Source organism: Meiothermus sp., assembly GCF_026004075.1.
In the GTDB taxonomy this organism is placed as follows: Bacteria; Deinococcota; Deinococci; order Deinococcales; family Thermaceae; genus Meiothermus.
Window position 1 is genome coordinate 192,855 of record NZ_BPIK01000001.1, and the last position, 19,733, is coordinate 212,587.

Here is a 19,733-nt window from a genome sequence, read left to right on the forward strand (position 1 = left end):
AAATCCGTATGCCAGAATAAGGCATGAAAGAGTGGAAAACGAAAGCACGCCAAGCCTTTGAGCGGTACATGGAAGACCTGGAACTAAGCCTGGAAGCGGGGAGTGGACTGGCGGAGATCGAACGGGCCATGCTGCGACATAACCCGGAACTCCTCAGGACGCTGATGCAAGGCCTGGTGGAAGAGACCCAGGCGCCTTCCCCCCCTGGAGCTACCGAAGGGGTGGAGGAGGGTGGGACAACGCACCAGCCAGGTACGCGGTAGCTGGGGGTTTATCCAGGTCAGGGTACATCGGCTGCGGGACGAGGCGGGACGGGAACACAGCTACCGGCTGGATGGGAGCCTGGACGGCAGTGGGTATACCCCCTGGGTGCTGGAGCGGCTGCTGGAGCTGGCTGGCCGACTGCCGTATGAGGAGGCAGCGGAGCTGGGCCGCGCCTTCGGCCTGGAGGTGAGCGCAGCGGGGCTGGCCCGGCTGCATGCGACCTACGGCAAAGCGTTAGAGGAGACGCTCTGTGCCAGCCTGCAGGAGCGGGCCTGGGCGGCTTTGGCCGAGGGGGAGGGACGGGTGATGGTGCTGGAGGTGGATGGGGTGCGGGTAGCGGGACAACCCCATCCCAGCACCCATCGCTGTGAAGGTATCGAGGTCAAAACCGCCCTGGTTTATCCGCAGCGGGCTCCTGGTGCGCGCACCCGTATGGCGGGGGTGATGAAGCCCGAGCAACTGCTGCCCCAGCTCTCGGGGCTGCTGCGGGCGGCGGGGGTACAGAGACAGGATGAAGTGATTGGGGTCTCAGATGGGGCGGTCTGGATCGAACAGCTCTACCAAACCCTGGGCATCCCCCAGGTGATAGACGTGTTCCATGCCAGTCAGTATCTCGAACAGGTCATGCTGGAGCTGGGCTGGTCGGAGGAGGAACGGGCGGAGGAACGTAGGCGCTGGCTGAGGGGGGAGGTGGCGGGTGGGGAGTGGCTAGGCACCTACTGCCCACCCCCTACCGCTCCTGAGCGGCAGAGCTGGTCGGAAGAGGCCCGCAGCGCAATCCAGTACCTGGAGCAAAGGGCCGATCGGATGGACTACCCGGCCTATAAAGCCCGGGGCTGGCCCATCGGTTCAGGCCAGGTGGAGGGGATGAACAAGCATGTTATCGGTGCCCGCATGAAACGCTCGGGGATGCAGTGGAGTCGCCCTGGGGCTTCGCGCACAGCAGCCCACCGCGCCCAGCTATGTAGTTCCCATCCGCTGGTGGCCTTCGAGGCCCTGAGGTGGAGGGCTTTCCCTGTACGGAATTGCTGAGATGCACCCCGCGTCAGGTTGCTGGTGTTGAAGGTCACCCGCACCGTGAGGGTGGCGGTGCCGCCCCGGGGCAGGGTGAAGGGGTCGGCGGCCAGGCTAAAGCTTTCGCCGGGGGTGGGGGGTGGGGGTGTGCTGGGGGGTCGGAAGACGCTCTGGCCGCCACAGGCCAGCAGGAGCGGGGTGAGCAGCAGGGCCAGGTACGCGGGGCGCATAATTGGCAGTCTAGGGAGCAGGCCTCGAGGGAAGTCTTAGGGCCGGCTAATGGAATCTTTATGTAACACCAGGCCGGGCTTTTAAGGCCATAGAATAGGCCCATCATGGGCAAACAAATCGCAGTGTTTTTTCTGCTGTGCCTGGGTTGGACGGCCCTTGCCCAAAGCGCCAGGCCTTTCGCGGGGGCCAGCCTGGTATTTCAGTGGGTGGAAGGAACCTCTCTCACCAGCCTGATGCTACAGGCCGGCAGCTACAACCTGGGGGGTGGTCTTGGGGCGCGGGCCAGTGTGGGCATCGGGCTGAGTCCCAGCTTCCTCGAGCTCGGCGCCGACCTGCTCTTTCCCTTTGGAACGGGACGCCTGCTGCCGTATGGGGGCCTGGGGGGCAACTGGGTGGGCCTGGGGGCGCTGAACTTTTTTGGTATTCGGGGTCTGGCTGGGGTTAGCTACAGCACCGCCAGCGATACGGGCCTGTTTGCCGAGGCCGTGCCAACCCTTTACCTGGCCAGCGATGCTACGGGCATTTACGGTACAGCCTTCGGTATCCAGCTCCGCTTTGGGGTGAACTACCTTTTCTGAAGTAAGCTGCCCTGAACGCCAGTGTTGTGGAAACCACACCCCGGCCCGAGGCAGGAGGCGTAGGCTATAGCTACATGGACACCCGCAAAGCCCTTTTGCAGAGCGCCCGTAAAGCGTTTGCAGAGCGAGGATATGCCGCTACCAGCCTGGAAGACCTGGCCCGTACCCTGGGCCTGACCAAGGCCGCGGTGTACCACCATTTCGCTTCCAAGCGTGAGCTGCTGGAGGCTTTGTTGCAGGAGGGCTTTGCCGAGACCCAGCGGGCCATTGCCCAGCCAGGCACGCTGCACCAGCGCCTGATGGCCCTGGCCCTGGCCTACCAGGGGCAGGTGGAGCCCCTTACCGCCCTGATGACCGCCTACTCGAGCCGCCGGGGCGGCGACCTCGAGGCGGTCAAGCTGGCCCGCGAGGCCATGCAGCGTGGCCTCGAGCAACTGGCCGGGCTGCTGGAGCAGGTTGCGCCGGGGCATGGCCGGGCCCTGGCGGTGATCTTTGCCTCGATTGTGCACGGGGCCTACATGACCGCCCAGCACATGCCCGGCTACTCGGCCGAGGCGCTTTTGCAGGAAGGGGTGGCCCTGTTTGTGCGGGGCTTACCGGATAAGGCCGGAGAGGCCACCTAACGGGCGGCAGGGGTATCTGCCAGAATAGAGGCATGGCCCGGGTGCTGCTTATCGAAGACGACCCTGGGGTGCGCGAGGCGTTGCGCCTGGGTTTAGAACTCGAGGGCCACACGGTGCTCGAGGCGGCCAACGGCGCCGAAGGGCTGCGCAGGCTGGCTGAGAACCCCGAGCTGGTGGTGCTGGATGTGCTGCTGCCCGGCGGCGATGGGTTTGGGGTGCTGCGCGAGATACGCCGGCAAAGCGCGGTGCCGGTGCTGATGCTCACTGCGCTGGATGAGGTGGAGTGGCGGGTCAAGGGCCTGCGGGAGGGGGCCGACGACTACCTGGTGAAGCCCTACGCCCTCTCGGAGTTACTGGCCCGCATCGAAGCCCTTCTGCGCCGCAGCAAGCGCTCAGAGGAGGTGCTTTCCTACGCCGACGTGGTGTTGTATCCAGGCAAGATGGAGGCCCGGCGGAGCGGGCGGCTGCTCGAGCTATCCCCCAAAGCCCTGCAACTCCTGCAGTGTTTCCTGGAACACGCCGAGCACGTCCTGCCCAAAGAGGCCCTGATGCAACGGGTCTGGGGCCAGGAGGTGGAGCCCAACACCCTCGAGGTGCACCTCTCGGCCCTGCGCCGGGAACTTGGCGAACCCATGCTGCTGCACACCCTGCGGGGGCACGGCTACATTCTTAAGCGGCCATGACCCTCCGCCTGCGTCTTCTGCTGTGGTTGTTGCTGGCCCTGGTGCTGCTGTTGTTTCCGCTGGGAGCCCTGACGGTACAGCAGGCCCAGCGCACCGTGCAGGAGGCCCTCGAGCGGGCGGTGCTGGCCCGGCTGGGTTTTCTGGTCAGCCAGGGGGCAGTGCGTGTTCAGGATCTGGCCCAGGTAGTGCAGGAGTTTGGCGGGGTGGGCTTTATCCTGGGCCCCCAAGGCCGCACGACCTTTACCGACCTGGGCGATTACCAGCTCCCCGAGGGCCTCGAGCAGGCCCTGCGAGCGGGGCAGGGTTTTCGGCAGGTGCGGGACAACTGGCTGTGGGTGGCGCTGCCCGGCGAGGAGGGGGGCCTGGGCCTGGGCACGCCCCTGGAGGAGGTGGCGGCCCTGCCCCAGCGGCTGTTGCAGCTTTATCTGGGGCTGGGGGGGGTGCTGGCCCTGCTGGCCTTTGGCGTGGGGGCCTGGGGCCTGACCCGCTCGCTCCGGCCCCTGGAGACCCTTTCGCGCGAGCTGGCCCGCCGCAATGCCGAAAACCTCGAGCCCCTCCCGCCCCCGGGGCTGCCCGAGGTGCGGCCGGCAGTAAGGGCCATGAACGCCCTGATGGGTGAGCTCGAGGCCGCTTTGCACCGCTCGAGGGTGCAGGAGCAGGCCGCGCGGCGCTTTGCCTATGGGGCCTCCCACGAACTGCGCAACCCCCTGACGGCCCTCAAAGGGTATCTGGAAGTCTTGCAGCGCCGGCCCGGCGAGCTCCGGGCCACCGAGGGGGCGCTGCGCGAGGCGGCCCGGATGGAGTCGCTGCTGCAAGGCCTGCTGACGCTGGCCCGCCTCGAGGGCCAGGGACGGGTGCGGGGCCAGCCGCTGAACCTGAAAGCCTTCCTCGAACAGCACGGGCTTAGGGTGGAGGGCGACGGCTGGGTGGAGGCCGACCCCGATCTGCTGGCGCTTATTGTAGAGAACCTTGTGCAGAACGCCACCAAACACGGCGGGGGCGTGGAGAAGGTGGAGCTCGAGCCCGCTCAAGAGGGCGTTTGGCTGTGGGTAGACGATAGGGGTTCCGGCTTTCAGCCTGAAGTCTTGCCCAGGGCCTTTGAAGCCTTTGTTAAAAACGACCAGAGCGACGGGGTGGGCCTGGGCTTGGCTCTGGTAGCGGCTGTGGCCCAGGTGATGGGGGGTAAAACCCATGCCGAGAACCGCCCGGAAGGTGGGGCACGGGTGGGAGTTTGGCTTCCCACAGCAAAAATCCGTCAGCCCTGAAGCGGTCATACGCATTTCGGCAGTATTGTTCACTTTTGAAAGCCTAAACGATACTGCCGAAATGCTTTTCTACTCCCTTCGGTCGGCTTGAATCCTTCACCTCTGACTATGCTCAAGGGTGAAGGATTCAAGCGGAAACGGTATCACGCAAACACTCTGTTCAAAACTCGGAGGCGCTAAAATGGCGACGGATGAGACAAGTGTACGACTACGTCATCGTAGGAGCCGGGGCAGCGGGGTGTGTGCTGGCCAACCGCCTCTCGGCCCGGCCCGATCGCACGGTGCTGGTGCTCGAGGCCGGTGAGCCCATGCAGGGGCTGTACTGCAAGGCCCCGGCGGCCTTCCCCAAGCTGTTCAAGGGGCCCTACGACTGGGCTTTTTTTACCGAGCCCCAGGCCGAGCTGGAGGGGCGCAGCCTGTACTGGCCGCGGGGCAAGGGGCTGGGGGGGAGCAGCGGGATCAACGCCATGATCGTCATTCGTGGCAACCCCCGCGACTACGACGACTGGCAGCAGCCCGGCTGGTCGTTTGCCGAGGTGCTGCCCTACTTCAAGAAGCTCGAGACCCACCCCCTGGGCCCCTCCCCCTACCACGGCGACCAAGGCCCCCTGCACGTGGAGGTGCGCAGGTACACCAACCCCCTGACCGAGGCCTTCCTCGAGGCCGCCCAGCAATGGGGCCTGAAGCGCAACGACGACTTCAACGGCCCCGAGCAGGAAGGGGTGGGCCTGTTCCATGTCAACCAGAAAAACGGGGCCCGGCACAGCGCCGCCGCGGCCTATCTGACCCCGGCCCTGCCGCGCCCCAACCTGGACGCCCAGACCGGGGCCCGGGCCCACCGCATCTTGTTTGAAGGGGCTACAGCGGTGGGGGTGGAGTACCGCCACCAGGGCCAGCGCTGGCAGGTGCGGGCCCGCCGGGCGGTGATCGTCTCGAGCGGGGCGGTGCAGTCCCCCCAGCTCCTGATGCTCTCAGGCATCGGCCCTGCCGACCACCTCAAAGCCCTTGGCCTCGAGGTGCGGCAAGACCTGCCGGTGGGACAGAACCTGTGGGATCACCTGGCCCTGCCGGTCATCTGGCACAGCACCCAGCCGGTGAGCCTGGACAAAGCCGAGAACCTCGCCAACATCCTGCGCTACCTGCTGGCCCAGCGCGGCCCGTTCGTAAGCAACATCGCCGAGGCGGGGGCCTTTTTGCGCACCCAGCCCCAGGCCCCTGCACCCGACCTGCAGTTTCATTTTGGGCCGGCTTTTTTCAGCAACCACGGCTTCGACCGCGAGGAAGGCTACTTTTTCACCATCGGCCCCACCCTGGTGGCCCCCCAGAGCCGGGGCTTTATTGCCCTCAGGAGCGCCGACCCGGAGGCCGCGCCCCTCATCCAGCCGCGTTACCTGAGCGAGCCAGAGGATCTCGAGGTTTTGCAGGCCGGGGTGGCGATTGCCCGCGAAATCGCCGCGCAAAAAGCCTTCGACCCCTACCGGGGCCAGCCCCACGCCCGGCAGGCCGGGGAGATCCGGGCTTACATCCGCCGCCATGCCCAGACCCTCTACCACCCCGCCGGAACCTGCAGCATGGGGCAGGTGGTGGACGCCAACCTGAAGGTTTACGGCACCGAGAACCTGTATGTGGTGGACGCCTCGGTGATGCCGGGGGTGGTGCGGGGCAACACCCACATCCCTACCCTGATGCTGGCCGAGAAGGCCGCCGATGGGTTGCTGAGCCTCTAGTAGGGCAGCGCGACCCGAGCGGCTGGTCGCCGAATCAAGGCGCAGGGCTCCGAGCAAACCGCTAGGAGTTCAGGCGCTTTTCGCCCAGGTTGCCTGGCATATACAAAGCCGCCCGCATCGGCTAGACTACTAGGGTTGCCCGCCGCCGCGCGAGCCTTCCCCGGAGACACAATGGAACTCAGAAACATCGCAATTATTGCGCACGTAGACCATGGTAAGACCACCCTGGTAGACGCGATGCTCAAGCAGGCCAAAGCCCTCTCACGCCACGACGAAGGGGGCGAGCGCATTATGGACTCCAACGATCTGGAGCGCGAGCGCGGCATTACCATTCTAGCCAAGAACACCGCAGTGGAATGGGGGGGCGTAAAAATCAACATCGTGGACACCCCCGGCCACGCCGACTTTGGCGGCGAGGTGGAGCGCGCGCTTTCGATGGTGGATGGGGTGCTGCTCCTGGTGGACGCCGCCGAGGGCCCCATGCCCCAGACCCGCTTCGTGCTCAAGAAGGCCATCGAGGCCGGCCTCAAGCCCATCGTGGTGATCAACAAAGTGGACAAGAAGGACGCCCGGCCCGACGAGGTCTTGAACGAGACCTTCGACCTGATGGCCGAGCTGGGGGCCTCCGAAGAACAGCTCGACTTCCCCTACCTCTACGCCATTGGCCGCGAGGGCGCGGCCTGGCTGGGCGACCAGCCCAAGCCCGACCTGACCGACCTTTTCGAGACCATCCTCAAGCACATCCCGGCCCCCCAGGTGGCCCAGGGCCCCTTCCAGCTTCGTGTGGCCAACCTCGACTACTCCAACTTCCTGGGCAAGATTGCCCTAGGCAAGGTGCACCGCGGCACGGTGCGTAAAAACCAGTTCGTGACCATCGTGGGCGAACACGGCAACCGCGACCTTAAGGTGGTGGCGGTGTTTACCCACCGGGGCCTGGAGCGCCTCGAGGTGGACGAGGCCACCCCCGGCGATATCGTGGCCATTGCCGGGATGGAAGGCGTCGAGATTGGCGATACCATAGCGGCCCGCGAAGCCCCCGAGGCCCTGCCCCGCCTGGCGGTGGACGAGCCCACGGTGAGCATCACCGTGACCCCCAACACCTCGCCTTTTGCCGGACGGGAGGGCAAGTACGTGACCAGCCGCCAGATCCGCGAGCGGCTTTTGAAGGAGCTCGAGACCAACGTGGCCCTGCGGGTCATCGAGGTCACGCCCGATACCTTCGAGCTGCACGGGCGCGGTGAGCTGCACCTGTCGGTGCTGCTCGAGACCATGCGGCGCGAGGGCTTCGAGTTCTCGGTGGGCCAGCCCAGCGTGCTGTTCAAGGAGCTCGAGGGCCAGATTCAAGAGCCCTACGAGTACCTGGTGGTGGACGTGCCCGAGGCCAAATTCGGCCCGGTGATGGAGGCCCTGGGCAGCCGCAAGGCCCAGATGGTGCACATGGAGCAGGAATCGGGCCGTATCCGGGCCGAGTTCACCGTGCCCGCCCGTGCCCTGTTCGGCTTCCGCACCATGTTCCTCACCCTTACCGCGGGCGAGGGCGTAATGAGCCACAACTTCCACGCCTACGGGCCGCACGTGGGCAGCCTGGAGACCCGTACCACCGGCAGCGCGGTGGCGATGGAGGCGGGTGTGGCCTATGCCTATAGCCTGTACCGCTTGCAGGAGCGGGTCAATTTTTTCATCGAGCCCGGCACCGAGGTGTACGTGGGCATGATTGTGGGCGAGCACGTGCGCGACAACGACCTGAACGTGAACGTCAACATCAACAAAAAGCTCACCAACGTGCGGGCCGCCGGCTCCGACGAGAACATCCGGCTCATCCCCCCGCGCAAGTTTTCGCTGGAAGAGGCGCTGGAATTCCTGGCCCCGGACGAGCTTCTGGAAGTAACCCCCCAGAGCCTGCGCCTGCGCAAGCGGGTGCTCGACCCCAGCCAGCGCAAGCGGGCCGAGACAGCTTAATCTCGTGCTCCACAGCCATTTTGGGGGATGAATAATCCACCCACCCGCTGGGCTGGGCGGCCTTTTTCAAGCGGGTCAGGTCGTCGCAGTGGATGCTTACGACAACCTAGACCTTCCGACGCGCGGGCTCCTCTGCGTAAAGGGGCGGCGCGGCTGGGGAAGCGCCGGTCAATGGCCCCTGCCTACCAGGCCTGATGCGAGGCTGACAGAGGGAGCCTAGATTTGCGGAGGTATGAAACCTTCCCTGCCCGTGCTTGGTTTAGCCCTGCCCATAGAACGCCTGCCCGAGTTTCGCCCCTGGCTTCTGGAGCATGGGGGACGCGACCTCGAGCTACAGGATGCGGTGCGCCCGGAGGTGCTGGACGGCGACTGGCAGCCCCTGGTGGCCCAAGCCCGGCAGGCCCTGGACGGCTACACCGGACGAATGGGGATTCACGGCCCCTACGACGGCCTCTGGATGGCCTCCTTCGACCCCTTTGTGCGGCGGATGATCGCCGAGCGCTACCGGCGGGCCCTGGAGTTTGCCGCCGACCTGGGGGCCAGCCATATGGTCATTCACAGCCCTTTTCTATTCTTCGGCCACCCCCAGATGGCCCATACGCCCGGTAACGGCCTCGAGCGCGAGATCGAGTGGGTGCACGACACCCTCCAGACCGTGCTGCCGCTGGCCCGCAACCTGGGGTTGGTGCTGGTCATCGAGAACATCCGCGATACCAACCCGCAGCCCCTGCGCACCCTGGTGCAGTCGTTTGGCTCCGAGCACGTGCGCATGAGCCTGGACGTGGGCCATGCCCACCTGATGCAGCAGCTCGGGGGCCCCGCACCCGACCAGTGGGTCAAAGAAGCTGGCCCGCTGCTGGCCCACCTGCACCTGCAGGACAACGACGGCCTGCTGGATCGCCACTGGAGCCCCGGCCAGGGCGGGGTCAACTGGCGGGCCCTGTTTGCGGCCCTCCAGACCCTTCAGGGCCACCCCCGCCTCATCCTGGAGGTGCGGCACGAGCAACTGCCCGTGGCCGCTCAATGGCTGGTAGCCCAGGGGCTGGCCTGCTAAGCCGCATGGTCAGCAGATTGTAAGCCCGCGGCTGATGTTTTTTTGAAATTGCTGGCGGATTCTTTTGGGTGCGGTCATGATTAATGCCAAAAACTCCGAGCGAAACCTGCAAAATTCCATCCCAACGCGCCGGATAGGGCGGCTGGGCGAGGGCCTCGAGGTGGCCCTGCTGCTGCTTCCAGCCCTGCTTCTGCTGCTGGTATTCACCGTCTGGCCCACCCTCAACGCCTTCTGGCTCTCCTTTCACCGCGAGAACCTTCTGGGCACCGAGCGGGACTGGGTGGGCCTGGCCAACTACGCCGAGATGCTGCGCGACCCGGCTTTCTGGCGCGCGGTGGGGGCCACCTTCCTGTTTGCGGCCATCGTGGTTCCGGTACAGCTTTTGCTGGGGCTGCTGGCGGCGCTGATGGTGGCGCGGCCCTTTCCCGGCGTGGCGCTGTTTCGCACCCTGTTTTTCCTTACCACGGCGGTGCCGACCGCGGTAGCGGCGGTGGCCTGGGGCTGGTATCTGCACCCCATCGGGGGGACCGTCAACCGCTGGCTGGAGGCGGTGGGCCTGCCGGCCCAGCCCTGGCTAACCAGCCCTGAGCTGGCCCTGCCCACCCTGGCGATTGTCACCGCCTGGGCCGGGGTGGGCTTTACCGCCATCCTCTTGACCGCGGGGCTCCAGCAGATCCCCGAAGACCTCTACGAGGCGGCCCGGATTGATGGGGCCGGAGCCTGGAGGCAGTTCTGGCACATCACCCTTCCCATGCTCTCGCCCACCCTGTTTCTGGTGGCCCTGCTGACGGTGCTCACCAGCCTGACCGCCTTCGGCCAGATCCACCTGCTGACCCGCGGCGGCCCCATGGAGAGCACCACGGTCTGGATTTACCGCATCTACCAGGACGCTTTCTTCAACTTCCGCTTTAGCTATGCGGCGGCGCAGTCGGTGGCGCTGTTTCTGGTTCTGCTTTTGCTGGCCGCGCTGCAGTTCCGCGGCCTGGGCCGGAGGGTGCACTATGAGTAGCCTGCCCCGCTGGTTGGCCCGCCCGTTGTTTTACCTGCTCCTGGGGGTCTACGCCTGGCTTTTGGTGTTGCCGCTCTTGAGCCTGGTCTCGGCCAGTTTTCGTACCGAATCCGACCTCTTCACCCCGGGCCTGCTGCCCCCCCAGCCCACCCTCGAGGCCTACCGGGAAGCCCTGGCCAAACACCCCATCCTGCGCTACCTGCTCAACAGCCTGGGGGTCTCGCTGGCCATCACTTTAGGGGTGCTGCTGACCTCAGCCACCCTGGGGTATGCCCTGGCCCGGGTTCGCTTTGCCGGGCAGAGCCTCTTGTTCGGCTTTGTGGTGGGGCTCCTGCTCATCCCCGACGAGGTGACCTTCCTGCCGCGCTACCTGCTGGTACAGGAGCTGGGCTGGATCAATAGCTACTGGGCGCTGATTGTGCCTTTTCTGGCCTCGCCGCTGGGCATCTTCCTGATGCGGCAGTTCATCAAAAGCCTGCCCCAGGATCTCTTCGATGCCGCGCGGATCGACGGGGCCGGCCACCTGCGGACGCTCTGGTACGTGGCCCTGCCCCTGGCCGCCCCGGCCCTGGGGGCCCTGGGGGCGCTGAGCTTTCTGGGGGCCTGGAACATGTACCTCTGGCCGCTGGTGGTGATCAACCAGAACGAGATGAAAACCGTGCAGATCGCCATCGCTCAGGTGCAGAGCGTGGAGGTCTCGAGCTGGAACGTGGTGGCGGCGGCAGCGGTGCTGGTGCTGCTGCCCACTTTGCTGGCCTTTCTGCTGGCCCAGCGGGCCTTTATCCGGGGCATCGCGCTGGGTGGGCTAAAGGGATAACGCTAGGAGGCAGATATGCTCAGACTTTGGTTGATTCTGGCAGGCATCGCACTGGGGGGGCTGGGGCTGGCCCAGCAGCGCATCACCATCGACTTCTGGCACTCCATGGGCGGGGTGCTGGGCGAGGCCACCGAGGCCCTGGTCAAGGACTTTAACGCCGCGCAGAACCGGGTCACGGTGCGCAGCCAGTTCGTGGGCTCCTACGACGACGGCCTCAACAAGCTGCGGGCCGCTTTGCAGGCTGGGGGACAGGGCCGCCCCAACGTGATCCAGGTCTACGATATCGGGGCCCGGTTCATGGCCGACTCGGGCGCGGTGTTGCCCCTCGAAGACCTGGCCCGCGCCAACAACTTCGACCTCTCCCAGTTTGTCAGCCAGCCCCGTAACTACTACACCGTGGACGGGAAGCTGTATGGACTGGCCTTCAACAGCTCCAACCCCATCCTCTACTTCAACGCCCAGGCCCTGGAGCAGGCCGGCATCCCCTACCGCAACACCTGGAGCCTGGCCGACCTCGAGGCCGCCGCGCGCAAGCTGACCATCAAAGATGCCTCTGGCAAGACCACCCGCTACGGCCTCTCCATCCCCATAGATAGCTGGTTTATGGAGCAGTTCAGCTACAACTCCGGCCAGTACTTCTGCAACAACGAGAACGGCCGCAAAGCCCGGGCCACCGAGGTGACCTTTAACAACCCGGCGGCGGTGGCCTTCCTGGACACCTGGGCCCGCCTGGTACGGGAGGGGGTGGCGGCCAACACCGGGCGCAACTGGGCCGATAGCCAGAGCCTGTTCGCCCAGGGCAACGCGGCCATTGCGGTGTACTCCACAGCCTCGCTTACCGGGGTGCTGCGCCAGGTGGGCAACCGTTTCCCGGTGCGCACCGCTTTCTACCCCTACCTGCGCGAGCGCAACGGCACGGCCATCGGCGGGGCGGCGGTCTACCTGATCCGTGGTTTCAGCGACGAGCAGAACGCGGCCTCGTGGGAGTTCATCCGCTTCTTGCTGCGCCCCGAGACCCAGGCCAAATGGATTATCGGCACCGGCTACTTCCCGGTGGTCAAAGGGGTGACCGAGCTGCCCAGCGTGCGCCAGGCCTATGTGCGCCAGCCCAACTACACCACTGCGGTACGGCAGCTCGAGACCTCCAAGGTCAACACCTCTTCGGCAGGCTGCTTGATGGGTGGATTCACCGAGATCCGCCAGATTGTACAGTCGGCCATCGAGGAGGCCCTGCGGGGCAAGCCGGCCCAGCAGGCCCTCGACGAGGCCAAGCAGCGGGCCGATCAGGTACTCGCCCGCTACAACGCCAGCGTCCGGCAGTAATTGAGCTCGCCGACCATGCCCACCCGTGCTACGGGTGGGTTTTTTGCGTGCTGGCCTCGGGTGTCTGAGAGAACATCCTTTACCAGGGCGGTGGCCTATCCACAGCGGTTGAACCGCGCGAGGGCGGCCCGTCCTTCGGGCGTTCCGCCGGGAACCTCTGCCCCCGCCAGCGAAAGCATGTAGTAGCCCGCCGCGTTCCCGGCCTCTACCACCACGTAGTAGGTTCCGCCCCGGAGCCGCTCACGTAGTTCGGGGCCTTGGCGGGCCACCAGGCCGTGGCCCCGGTAGTCGCGCCAGCCGCCTGCAAACACTTTGGCCCCCATACCCCCCGGAATGGCGAAAGGTGGGCGCTCGTTGCCCTCGAGGCCCGGCCCCACCAGCCACATCCGGGGTTGAAAGGCCGGTGGGCAGGCCGCCCCCACAAAAAGCCCCAGGTCGAGCACGAAGCCTGCGGCCAGCTCGAGCACATAAAAGCCCAACTGGCCCGCGTTCACCTGGCTCGTGACCACTTTCGAGACGGTGGGTTCCAGAATCCGGTAGGCCTGCTCGAGGCTGGGGGAGCCGGGGTTCCAGAAGGGTTGGTGGGCGAATCCTACCGAGGCAAGCAGGATTACCAGGCCCGTAAACTGCTTTTTCATACATCTGAGTGTGGGCCAAGAAAGTTCTAACGAGTGTGCCGGGGGAGCATATACGCCTTGAGCTTTGAGCCCAGAGCCTTTAGCCTGTGGCAGATATGCAGTCGGATACCACTGCACGCCTTCTGATTACCTGCCCCGACCGGCCCGGCATTGTGGCGGCGGTCTCGAATTTTCTCTTCAACCACGGGGCCAACATCACCGCGCTCGACCAGCACTCCACCGACCCCGAGGGGGGGCTCTTCTTCATGCGGCTGGAGTTCCAGACCCCGCACCTCGATGTATCGCGGGAAATCCTCGAGAAAGCCTTTGCTGAGCGGGTGGCGGCCCGCTTCGAGATGAACTGGCGCATCGCCTACGCCGCCGACCTCAAGAAAGTAGCCATCCTGGTCTCCAAATACGACCACGCCCTGCTGGAGCTCCTCTGGCGGCACAGCAACCGGGAACTGCCCTGTACCATCACCCAGGTCATCTCCAACCACCCCGACCTGCGGCCCGAGGTGGAGCGCTTTGGCATTCCCTACCACCACGTGCCGGTGGAGAAAGACCGCAAAGAAGAGGCCGAGGCGCAGATCCTGCACCTGCTGGGGGATACCGACCTGGTGGTGCTGGCCCGCTACATGCAGATTCTCACCCCGCAGTTTGTGGCCCGCTACCCCCACCGCATCATCAACATCCACCACTCCTTCCTGCCGGCTTTTGTGGGGGCCAATCCCTACAAACAGGCCTATACGCGGGGCGTGAAGATCATCGGGGCCACCGCCCACTACGTGACCGAAGAACTGGATCAGGGCCCCATCATCGAGCAGGACGTGGCCCGGGTCTCGCACCGGCACGACGTGGCCGACCTGGTGCGGCTGGGGCGTGACCTCGAGCGCAACGTGCTGGCTCGAGCGGTGCAGTGGCACCTGGAAGACCGCATCATCGTGTACGGCAACAAGACGGTGGTGTTTTCATAATTACCCTTCATGCCGTCTTCACCGAGTTTCGCTACACTATAGCCAGGAGGTTTTTGAGATGTACATGAGAAATTCTTCCATTCTCCTGGGTCTGTTGCTGATGGTAGGCGGGGGGGTGCTGTGGTTCAACCTGAGCAAGAGCCAGAGCTCCCTGCCAGCCTCGAGCGAGCCGCAGGTGCAGGCCCAGGCGCAGTCTTTCGACCAGAACCGCGCTTTTCTGGAAAATGAACGCAATACCATTGACATCGTCCAGCGCACCGGTGATGGGGTGGTGTTCGTGGCGGTGCGGGCCACCCCCAGGGTGAGCAACGATTTCGGCTTCTTTGCGCCCTTCCTGCAGCCCCAGCCCCAGGAGGGTACGGGTTCGGGCTTCGTGCTCGACCAGGACGGGCTGATTCTCACCAACTACCACGTGATCGAAGGAGCCGACCAGATCACCGTGCGCTTCCACAACGATCCCAAGAGCTACCCGGCGCGGGTGATAGGCCGGGCCGAGCCCCTGGACATGGCCCTGATCCGGGTGCAGGCCCCGCGCGATAAGCTGAAGCCCATGCGCCTCGCCGACTCCGACCAGGTGCGGGTAGGGCAGAAGGCCATTGCCATGGGCAACCCCTTTGGCCTCGAGTTCACCGTGACCGAGGGCATCGTCTCGGCCATAAGGCGCAACCCCAACGACGGCAGCGGCGGCGGTAAAGGGGCCTTCGTGCCCACGGTCATTCAGACCGACGCGGCCATCAACCCCGGCAACTCGGGGGGGCCGCTGCTCAACTCCCGCGGCGAGGTGATCGGGATCAACACCTTCATCTACAGCTCGGCGGGGGCCTTTGGGGCCGCGCAGTCGGCGGGCATTGGCTTCGCCATCCCCATCAACCTGGCCAAGCAGTACCTGAACGACCTCAAAGCCGGCAAGGACATTACCGCCGAAGAGATCGTGCGCTCCCGGCCCCGCCTGGGCGTGACCCTCTCGCTGCTCTCGATGGCCGAGTACCCCGAAAACATCCGCCGCCAGAACCGCCTGCCCGATACCGGCCTGATGATCCAGCAGGTGGAGCGGGGCAGCCCTGCCGAGCGGGCCGGGCTGCGAGCCGCCACCCGTACCGTGCAGCTTCAGCTTCGCACCGGCCAGGTGATTGAGCTGGGGGTGAACGGCGACATCCTGCTCGAGGCCGATGGCAACCCCATCAACAACATCAACGACCTGCGCGCGGTACTGCTTTCCAAAAAGCCAGGCGAAGCGGTAACCCTTAAGATCTGGCGCGACGGACAGACCCGCGAGGTGCGGGTGGTGCCACAGGTGATTCGCTAACCCCAGCCGTGCTTCCAGCCCTCCCGCGCGCGGGAGGGTTTTTTCTTTGCTTCATCTTGATTGCCTATACTGGGCCCAATGTTGCGCTTCCTGGCGGTTGTTTTGCTGGTATGTTCGCTGGCCCTGGCCCAGTTCGATCCCACCCAGCGCTGGTTTACGGTGCGCACCGAGCACTTCGACATCCACTACCACAGCGGCCTCGAGCGCGTGGCTACCGAGGCCGCCATCTACGCCGAAAAAGCCTATGCGTTGCTGGTAGAAGACTTCGAACCGCCACCGGGACGCATCAGCATTGTGCTCTCGGACGTGGGGGATACCCTCAACGGCTTTGCCAGCCCTGCCAACAACGTGGTGGGCATTTTTACCGGGCAGTTCCGCAGCTCGGACTTTTTCAACCCCCGGCTTTCCTCCTGGTGGGAGACGGTCATTTTCCACGAGATTGTCCATATGTTCGACCTCTCCCAGGTGCGCGGCCCCCTTAAAGACCGTACCCGCATCTTCGGGCAACTACCGGCCCAGAGCGCCGTTAAGCCCTTTCCCTTTGTGGAGGGCGCGGTGCTGTATCTCAAACACAAAAAGCTGGGCGAGTCGCGCCTGAACGACGCCACCACCCGCATGATGCTGCGCCAGATGGTGCTTTCGGGCCGGTTTCCCAGCCTCGACGAGATTCGCCAGGCCTACAGCAAATCCACCTGGCCCTACCTGGGCTTTCTGGTCTACAACTACAGCGCCTGGCTGGTGCAGTACCTCGAGGTGCGCTTTGGCTCCGATGCCTACCGGCGCTTTACCGAGGCCAACGCCGGGATGCTGGCCTTCAAAGACTTCAACGAGCCCTTCCTGAAGGCCTTTGGGGTCTCGCTTGACCAGATTTACGCCGAGTTTGTGCGCTGGCTGCCCGGCCAGTTCGAGGGCGAGATTACCCGCATCCGCGCCGAGGGCCTGACCCCTGTGCAAAAGCTCAGCACCTTGGGGTTTTTTAGCGAGGGCCCGGCGGATTCGGCCAACGGCCTGGTGTATGCACACGCCTCGCCGCTACGCAGCGGCCTGCGTATCATCGTCAACGAGAACGAACGCGAGCTGCTGAACGGCCCCGCCCAGCATCCACAGTGGTCGCCCGACGGGCGCTACCTGCTCTTTACCACCAGCAGCGCGACCAGCCCTTACTTTGTGGCGAGCGACCTCTACCAGTACGACCGCCTCGAGGGCCGCGTCCAGCGCCTGACCCAGGGCGAACGGGTCTACTACGCCCGCTACGCACCCGACGGCAAGAGCATCTTTTTAGCCAAAAACACCCCCGACGGCTCCACCGAGCTGGCCCGCTATTTCATTGAGCTGGGCCGCATTCAGCCCCTGCGGCGCTTCCCCTACCAGGACGGGGTGATTCATTCGTTTGCAGTGGCCCCGGACGGCCACTCGCTGGTGCTTGCGCTGCTGCGGCGCGGCGGTTTTCAAGACCTCTACCGCTACACCCTGGAAACCGGGGCCCTTGCGCCCCTGACCCAGGACAGGAACGTGGATAGCGATCCGGTTTTCAGCCCCGATGGGCGCTACGTGATCTACAGCAGCGATGTGAACCGGGTCTACAACCTGTACGCCTACCGCCTCGAGGACGGGGCGGTCTTCCAGGTGACCAACCTGCTCACCGGAGCCTTCCAGCCCACTTTTTCATACAGCCAGCAGCAGATAATCTTCTCCGGCTACGACCAGACCGGTTACAACCTCTACCAGTTGCCCTACAACCCCAGCGCCTGGAAACGGGTGGAGCTACCGCGCGAACCCCTGCCCGCGTTCAAGCCCGCCGAGGCCGCCAACGGTGAGCCCTACAACCCCTTCCACTACCTGCGCCCGCTGTACTGGCTGCCCATCGCCGGGGTGGGGGTGGATGGGTTTGGCCTGGGGGTTTCGTTTGCGGCCTCCGACCCGGTGGGCCTCCATGCCTATGCGGTAGGGGCCGGTTTCGACAGCAGTTTGCGGGGGGTGTTCTACGACTTGGCCTACCAGTACACCGGGCTGGGCTTCCCGCTGGTGTTGCAGGCGGTGGGGGCAGGCCGGGACAGCGCCCAGGCGGTGGGTGCTTCGTTCTGGTCGCCGCAGGGCAGCCTGGGCCTGCAGTACCTGCGCTCGGACGTGCTCGAGCCCGCCCTCGACCCCAACCAGAACACGGTTACCCATGCCTTTTCGGTTCGCTTGAGCGGCGCCAGCACCACCGCCAGCGACCTGTTCCGCTCGAGGAGCAGCCTGAGCGCGGTGGGCACAGCCTTCGTGCGCGAGGGCAGCCCGGACTGGCGCTACCGTGTGCAGGGGGCGCTGGGCTTCCAGTTCCGCCTGCCGCTGGAGGCTTCGCACCTGATCGGGCTGCGGGTGGGAGGTGGCTTCACCACCTCGCCGCTGGCTTTGGATGGTTTCGACCTGGGAGCCTGGCCCCTGGTGGCCGGGGGCCAGCCGCTGCTGGCGGTGCGGGGTTTTGCGCCGGGCCAGCTTCGGGGGCAGCAGGCGCTGGTGGGCTCGCTCGAGTACCGCCTCCCCCCCTGGAGCCTCGAGCGCGGTCTGGGCAATTGGCCGCTCTTCTTCGACGACCTGAGCCTCTCGGTATTCCTGGACGCAGGGGCCGCCGGTTCGCCGCTGAACCTGAGTCAGACGCGCTTTTCGCTGGGGGCCGAGCTGCGCCTGGGCCTGACGCTGTTTTATCTGGCGCCGGGCAGTAGCGTGGCCCTGGGCGGCGCGCAGGGCTTTGGGGAGCCGGGGCCGAGGTTTTATCTCAGTCTGGTGCTGCCAGGCTTGTAGGGGGCTGGGCTTTTCGCTTTGGGCTTTTGGCTATAGGCTATACCCGTGCCAGGAATCGCCATTATTGGAGCCCAGTGGGGTGACGAAGGAAAAGGCAAAGTAACCGATGCCCTCGCAGAAGACGCCGATTTTGTGGTGCGTTACCAGGGGGGGGCCAATGCGGGGCATACTGTGGTGGCCCAGGGCAAAACCTTCAAGCTGAACCTCCTGCCCACCGGGGTTATTCACCCCCAGGCCACCAACGTGCTGGGGGACGGGATGGTGATCGATGCCTACCGCTTTGCCGAGGAGATGCAGAACATCCGGGCCGAGGGCCTGAACCCCAGGGTGCTGGTCTCGGACAAGGCCCACCTGGTGCTACCTCATCACAAGGCGGTGGAAGCCCGCAACAACTTTGTGGGCACCACCAAACGCGGCATCGGGCCGGCCTACTCCGACCGGGCCCGGCGGGTGGGTATCCGCGCCGGGGATCTGCTCAACGAGGCGGTGCTCAAGGAGCGGGTCGAAACCCTGCTTACCGAGAAGCCCAACTCGACCCGTGAAGCGGGCTGGGATACCCCCGCAAAAGCCCTAGCCGACCTCTACCGGATGCGCGAGATCCTGGCCCCACACATCACCGACACCGGCCACCTGCTGCGGGAGGCCATCAAACAGGGCAAGAAAGTGCTGTTTGAGGGGGCCCAGGCCACCCTGCTCGACCTCAACTACGGCGACTACCCCTACGTGACCAGCTCGCACCCCACGGTGGGGGGAATTATTGTGGGCGCAGGCGTGAACCACAAGGCCATCAACAAGGTCTATGGGGTAGCCAAGGCCTACGCTACCCGGGTGGGCAACGGCCCTTTCCCCACCGAGCTTTTTGGCGAGGAGGACGAGTATTTACGGCAGAAAGGGGGCGAGTTTGGCGTGACCACCGGGCGGGCCCGGCGCACCGGCTGGCTCGACCTGGTGCTGCTCAAGTACGCTTGCGAGGTGAACGGCTTTGATGGCCTGGTGCTGACCAAGCTCGACGTGCTCTCGGGCTTTCCAGTGGTCAAGGTGGGTGTGGAGCACCGCCCGGATGGCAGCGTAAAGTATGTGGAAATTCCCGGCTGGGGCGACCTGAGCGGCATCCGCAGCCGGGAGGAGCTGCCGGCTAGCCTGAAGCAGTTTATTGAACTGGTCGAAGACTTTACCCAGACCCCGGTGGTGATGTTTTCTACCAGCCCCCGCCGGGAGGACACCTTTGGGGCGGTGAGCTGGGTTTAGTCGCTCTTCAGGGCCACCACGCGGCCTCCGGTGAGGGCCAGCAGTTCTTCTGGCGAGAGGCCAAACAGCGCAAAAGGGGTTCCAGCAGCCGCGTAAATGCGCTCGTACTGGAGCAGGTCGGGGTCGATGAGGGCCTCGAGGGCCTGGGCGTGACCAACGGGCGGCACCCCGCCGATGGCAAAGCCGGTGACCTGTCGCACATACTCGGCGTCGGGCTTTTCCAGCTTTTCCCCTAGAATCTACAAACCACCTTA

The 19,733-nt window shown here is 65.1% G+C and carries 18 protein-coding genes; 16 read left to right on the forward strand and 2 right to left on the reverse strand.

Features of this window, described 5'->3' with window-relative positions:
* Nucleotides 1-23 precede the first annotated feature (23 nt).
* The 12 genes from Q0X18_RS00940 to Q0X18_RS00995 all read left to right on the forward strand — a co-directional run bounded on the left by Q0X18_RS00940 (nucleotide 24) and on the right by Q0X18_RS00995 (nucleotide 12,547).
* On the forward strand, nucleotides 24-263 hold the full coding sequence (locus Q0X18_RS00940; protein WP_211247175.1) for a hypothetical protein: 240 nt from the start codon (nucleotides 24-26) through the stop codon (nucleotides 261-263).
* Nucleotides 232-1,296, forward strand: a complete 1,065-nt coding sequence (locus Q0X18_RS00945; protein WP_297557391.1) for a hypothetical protein — start codon at nucleotides 232-234, stop codon at nucleotides 1,294-1,296. The genes Q0X18_RS00940 and Q0X18_RS00945 overlap by 32 nt, the downstream gene beginning before the upstream one ends.
* Nucleotides 1,297-1,613: 317 nt before the next feature.
* The gene (locus tag Q0X18_RS00950) at nucleotides 1,614-2,087 is read left to right on the forward strand and encodes a hypothetical protein (RefSeq protein ID WP_013012608.1); all 474 of its coding nucleotides are present in this window, start codon (nucleotides 1,614-1,616) and stop codon (nucleotides 2,085-2,087) included.
* A 74-nt stretch (nucleotides 2,088-2,161) separates the two neighbouring features.
* Nucleotides 2,162-2,710 (forward strand): TetR/AcrR family transcriptional regulator, encoded by a 549-nt coding sequence (locus Q0X18_RS00955; RefSeq protein WP_297557393.1) that lies wholly within the window; start codon nucleotides 2,162-2,164, stop codon nucleotides 2,708-2,710.
* Nucleotides 2,711-2,742: 32 nt separating this feature from the next.
* Entirely contained in the window at nucleotides 2,743-3,393 is a 651-nt protein-coding gene (locus Q0X18_RS00960) for a response regulator transcription factor (RefSeq protein WP_297557395.1), read from the forward strand.
* Nucleotides 3,390-4,658 carry a sensor histidine kinase KdpD gene (locus tag Q0X18_RS00965; RefSeq protein ID WP_297557397.1) on the forward strand — a complete coding sequence of 423 codons (1,269 nt, stop codon included), beginning with the start codon at nucleotides 3,390-3,392 and terminating at the stop codon, nucleotides 4,656-4,658. Before Q0X18_RS00960 ends, Q0X18_RS00965 begins: the two co-directional genes overlap by 4 nt.
* Before the next feature lie 191 nt (nucleotides 4,659-4,849).
* Nucleotides 4,850-6,385 carry a GMC family oxidoreductase gene (locus Q0X18_RS00970; protein ID WP_297557398.1) on the forward strand — a complete coding sequence of 512 codons (1,536 nt, stop codon included), beginning with the start codon at nucleotides 4,850-4,852 and terminating at the stop codon, nucleotides 6,383-6,385.
* Nucleotides 6,386-6,556: 171 nt separating this feature from the next.
* On the forward strand, nucleotides 6,557-8,344 hold the full coding sequence (gene typA, locus Q0X18_RS00975; RefSeq protein WP_297557399.1) for a translational GTPase TypA: 1,788 nt from the start codon (nucleotides 6,557-6,559) through the stop codon (nucleotides 8,342-8,344).
* A 232-nt stretch (nucleotides 8,345-8,576) separates the two neighbouring features.
* Complete coding sequence (locus Q0X18_RS00980) at nucleotides 8,577-9,398, forward strand: sugar phosphate isomerase/epimerase (protein WP_297557402.1); 822 nt, start codon at nucleotides 8,577-8,579, stop codon at nucleotides 9,396-9,398.
* 76 nt (nucleotides 9,399-9,474) lie between these two features.
* Nucleotides 9,475-10,407: a carbohydrate ABC transporter permease gene (locus Q0X18_RS00985; RefSeq protein ID WP_297557404.1), complete on the forward strand. Its 933-nt coding sequence runs from the start codon at nucleotides 9,475-9,477 to the stop codon at nucleotides 10,405-10,407.
* Entirely contained in the window at nucleotides 10,400-11,224 is an 825-nt protein-coding gene (locus Q0X18_RS00990; RefSeq protein ID WP_297557406.1) for a carbohydrate ABC transporter permease, read from the forward strand. Before Q0X18_RS00985 ends, Q0X18_RS00990 begins: the two co-directional genes overlap by 8 nt.
* 15 nt (nucleotides 11,225-11,239) lie before the next feature.
* The gene (locus Q0X18_RS00995) at nucleotides 11,240-12,547 is read left to right on the forward strand and encodes an ABC transporter substrate-binding protein (RefSeq protein ID WP_297557408.1); all 1,308 of its coding nucleotides are present in this window, start codon (nucleotides 11,240-11,242) and stop codon (nucleotides 12,545-12,547) included.
* A gap of 95 nt (nucleotides 12,548-12,642) precedes the next feature.
* On the opposite strand, the gene Q0X18_RS01000 is transcribed toward Q0X18_RS00995, so the two are convergent.
* Entirely contained in the window at nucleotides 12,643-13,185 is a 543-nt protein-coding gene (locus Q0X18_RS01000; RefSeq protein WP_297557410.1) for a hypothetical protein, read from the reverse strand.
* Nucleotides 13,186-13,280: 95 nt separating this feature from the next.
* On the opposite strand from Q0X18_RS01000, the gene purU reads away from it, so the two are divergent.
* The 4 genes from purU to Q0X18_RS01020 all read left to right on the forward strand — a co-directional run bounded on the left by purU (nucleotide 13,281) and on the right by Q0X18_RS01020 (nucleotide 19,479).
* Nucleotides 13,281-14,141, forward strand: coding sequence for a formyltetrahydrofolate deformylase (gene purU / locus Q0X18_RS01005; RefSeq protein WP_297557411.1), 861 nt, complete (start codon nucleotides 13,281-13,283; stop codon nucleotides 14,139-14,141).
* A gap of 58 nt (nucleotides 14,142-14,199) precedes the next feature.
* On the forward strand, nucleotides 14,200-15,447 hold the full coding sequence (locus Q0X18_RS01010) for a S1C family serine protease (RefSeq protein ID WP_297557412.1): 1,248 nt from the start codon (nucleotides 14,200-14,202) through the stop codon (nucleotides 15,445-15,447).
* Between the two features lie 78 nt (nucleotides 15,448-15,525).
* A complete protein-coding gene (locus Q0X18_RS01015) occupies nucleotides 15,526-18,231 on the forward strand; it encodes a hypothetical protein (RefSeq protein WP_297557413.1) in 2,706 nt (901 codons plus the stop codon).
* Between the two features lie 45 nt (nucleotides 18,232-18,276).
* A complete protein-coding gene (locus Q0X18_RS01020) occupies nucleotides 18,277-19,479 on the forward strand; it encodes an adenylosuccinate synthase (protein WP_297557415.1) in 1,203 nt (400 codons plus the stop codon).
* Here Q0X18_RS01020 and Q0X18_RS01025 read toward each other — a convergent pair.
* Nucleotides 19,476-19,718, reverse strand: coding sequence for a YbaK/EbsC family protein (locus Q0X18_RS01025; protein WP_374707518.1), 243 nt, complete (start codon nucleotides 19,716-19,718; stop codon nucleotides 19,476-19,478). The genes Q0X18_RS01020 and Q0X18_RS01025 overlap by 4 nt on opposite strands.
* Nucleotides 19,719-19,733: the final 15 nt, after the last annotated feature.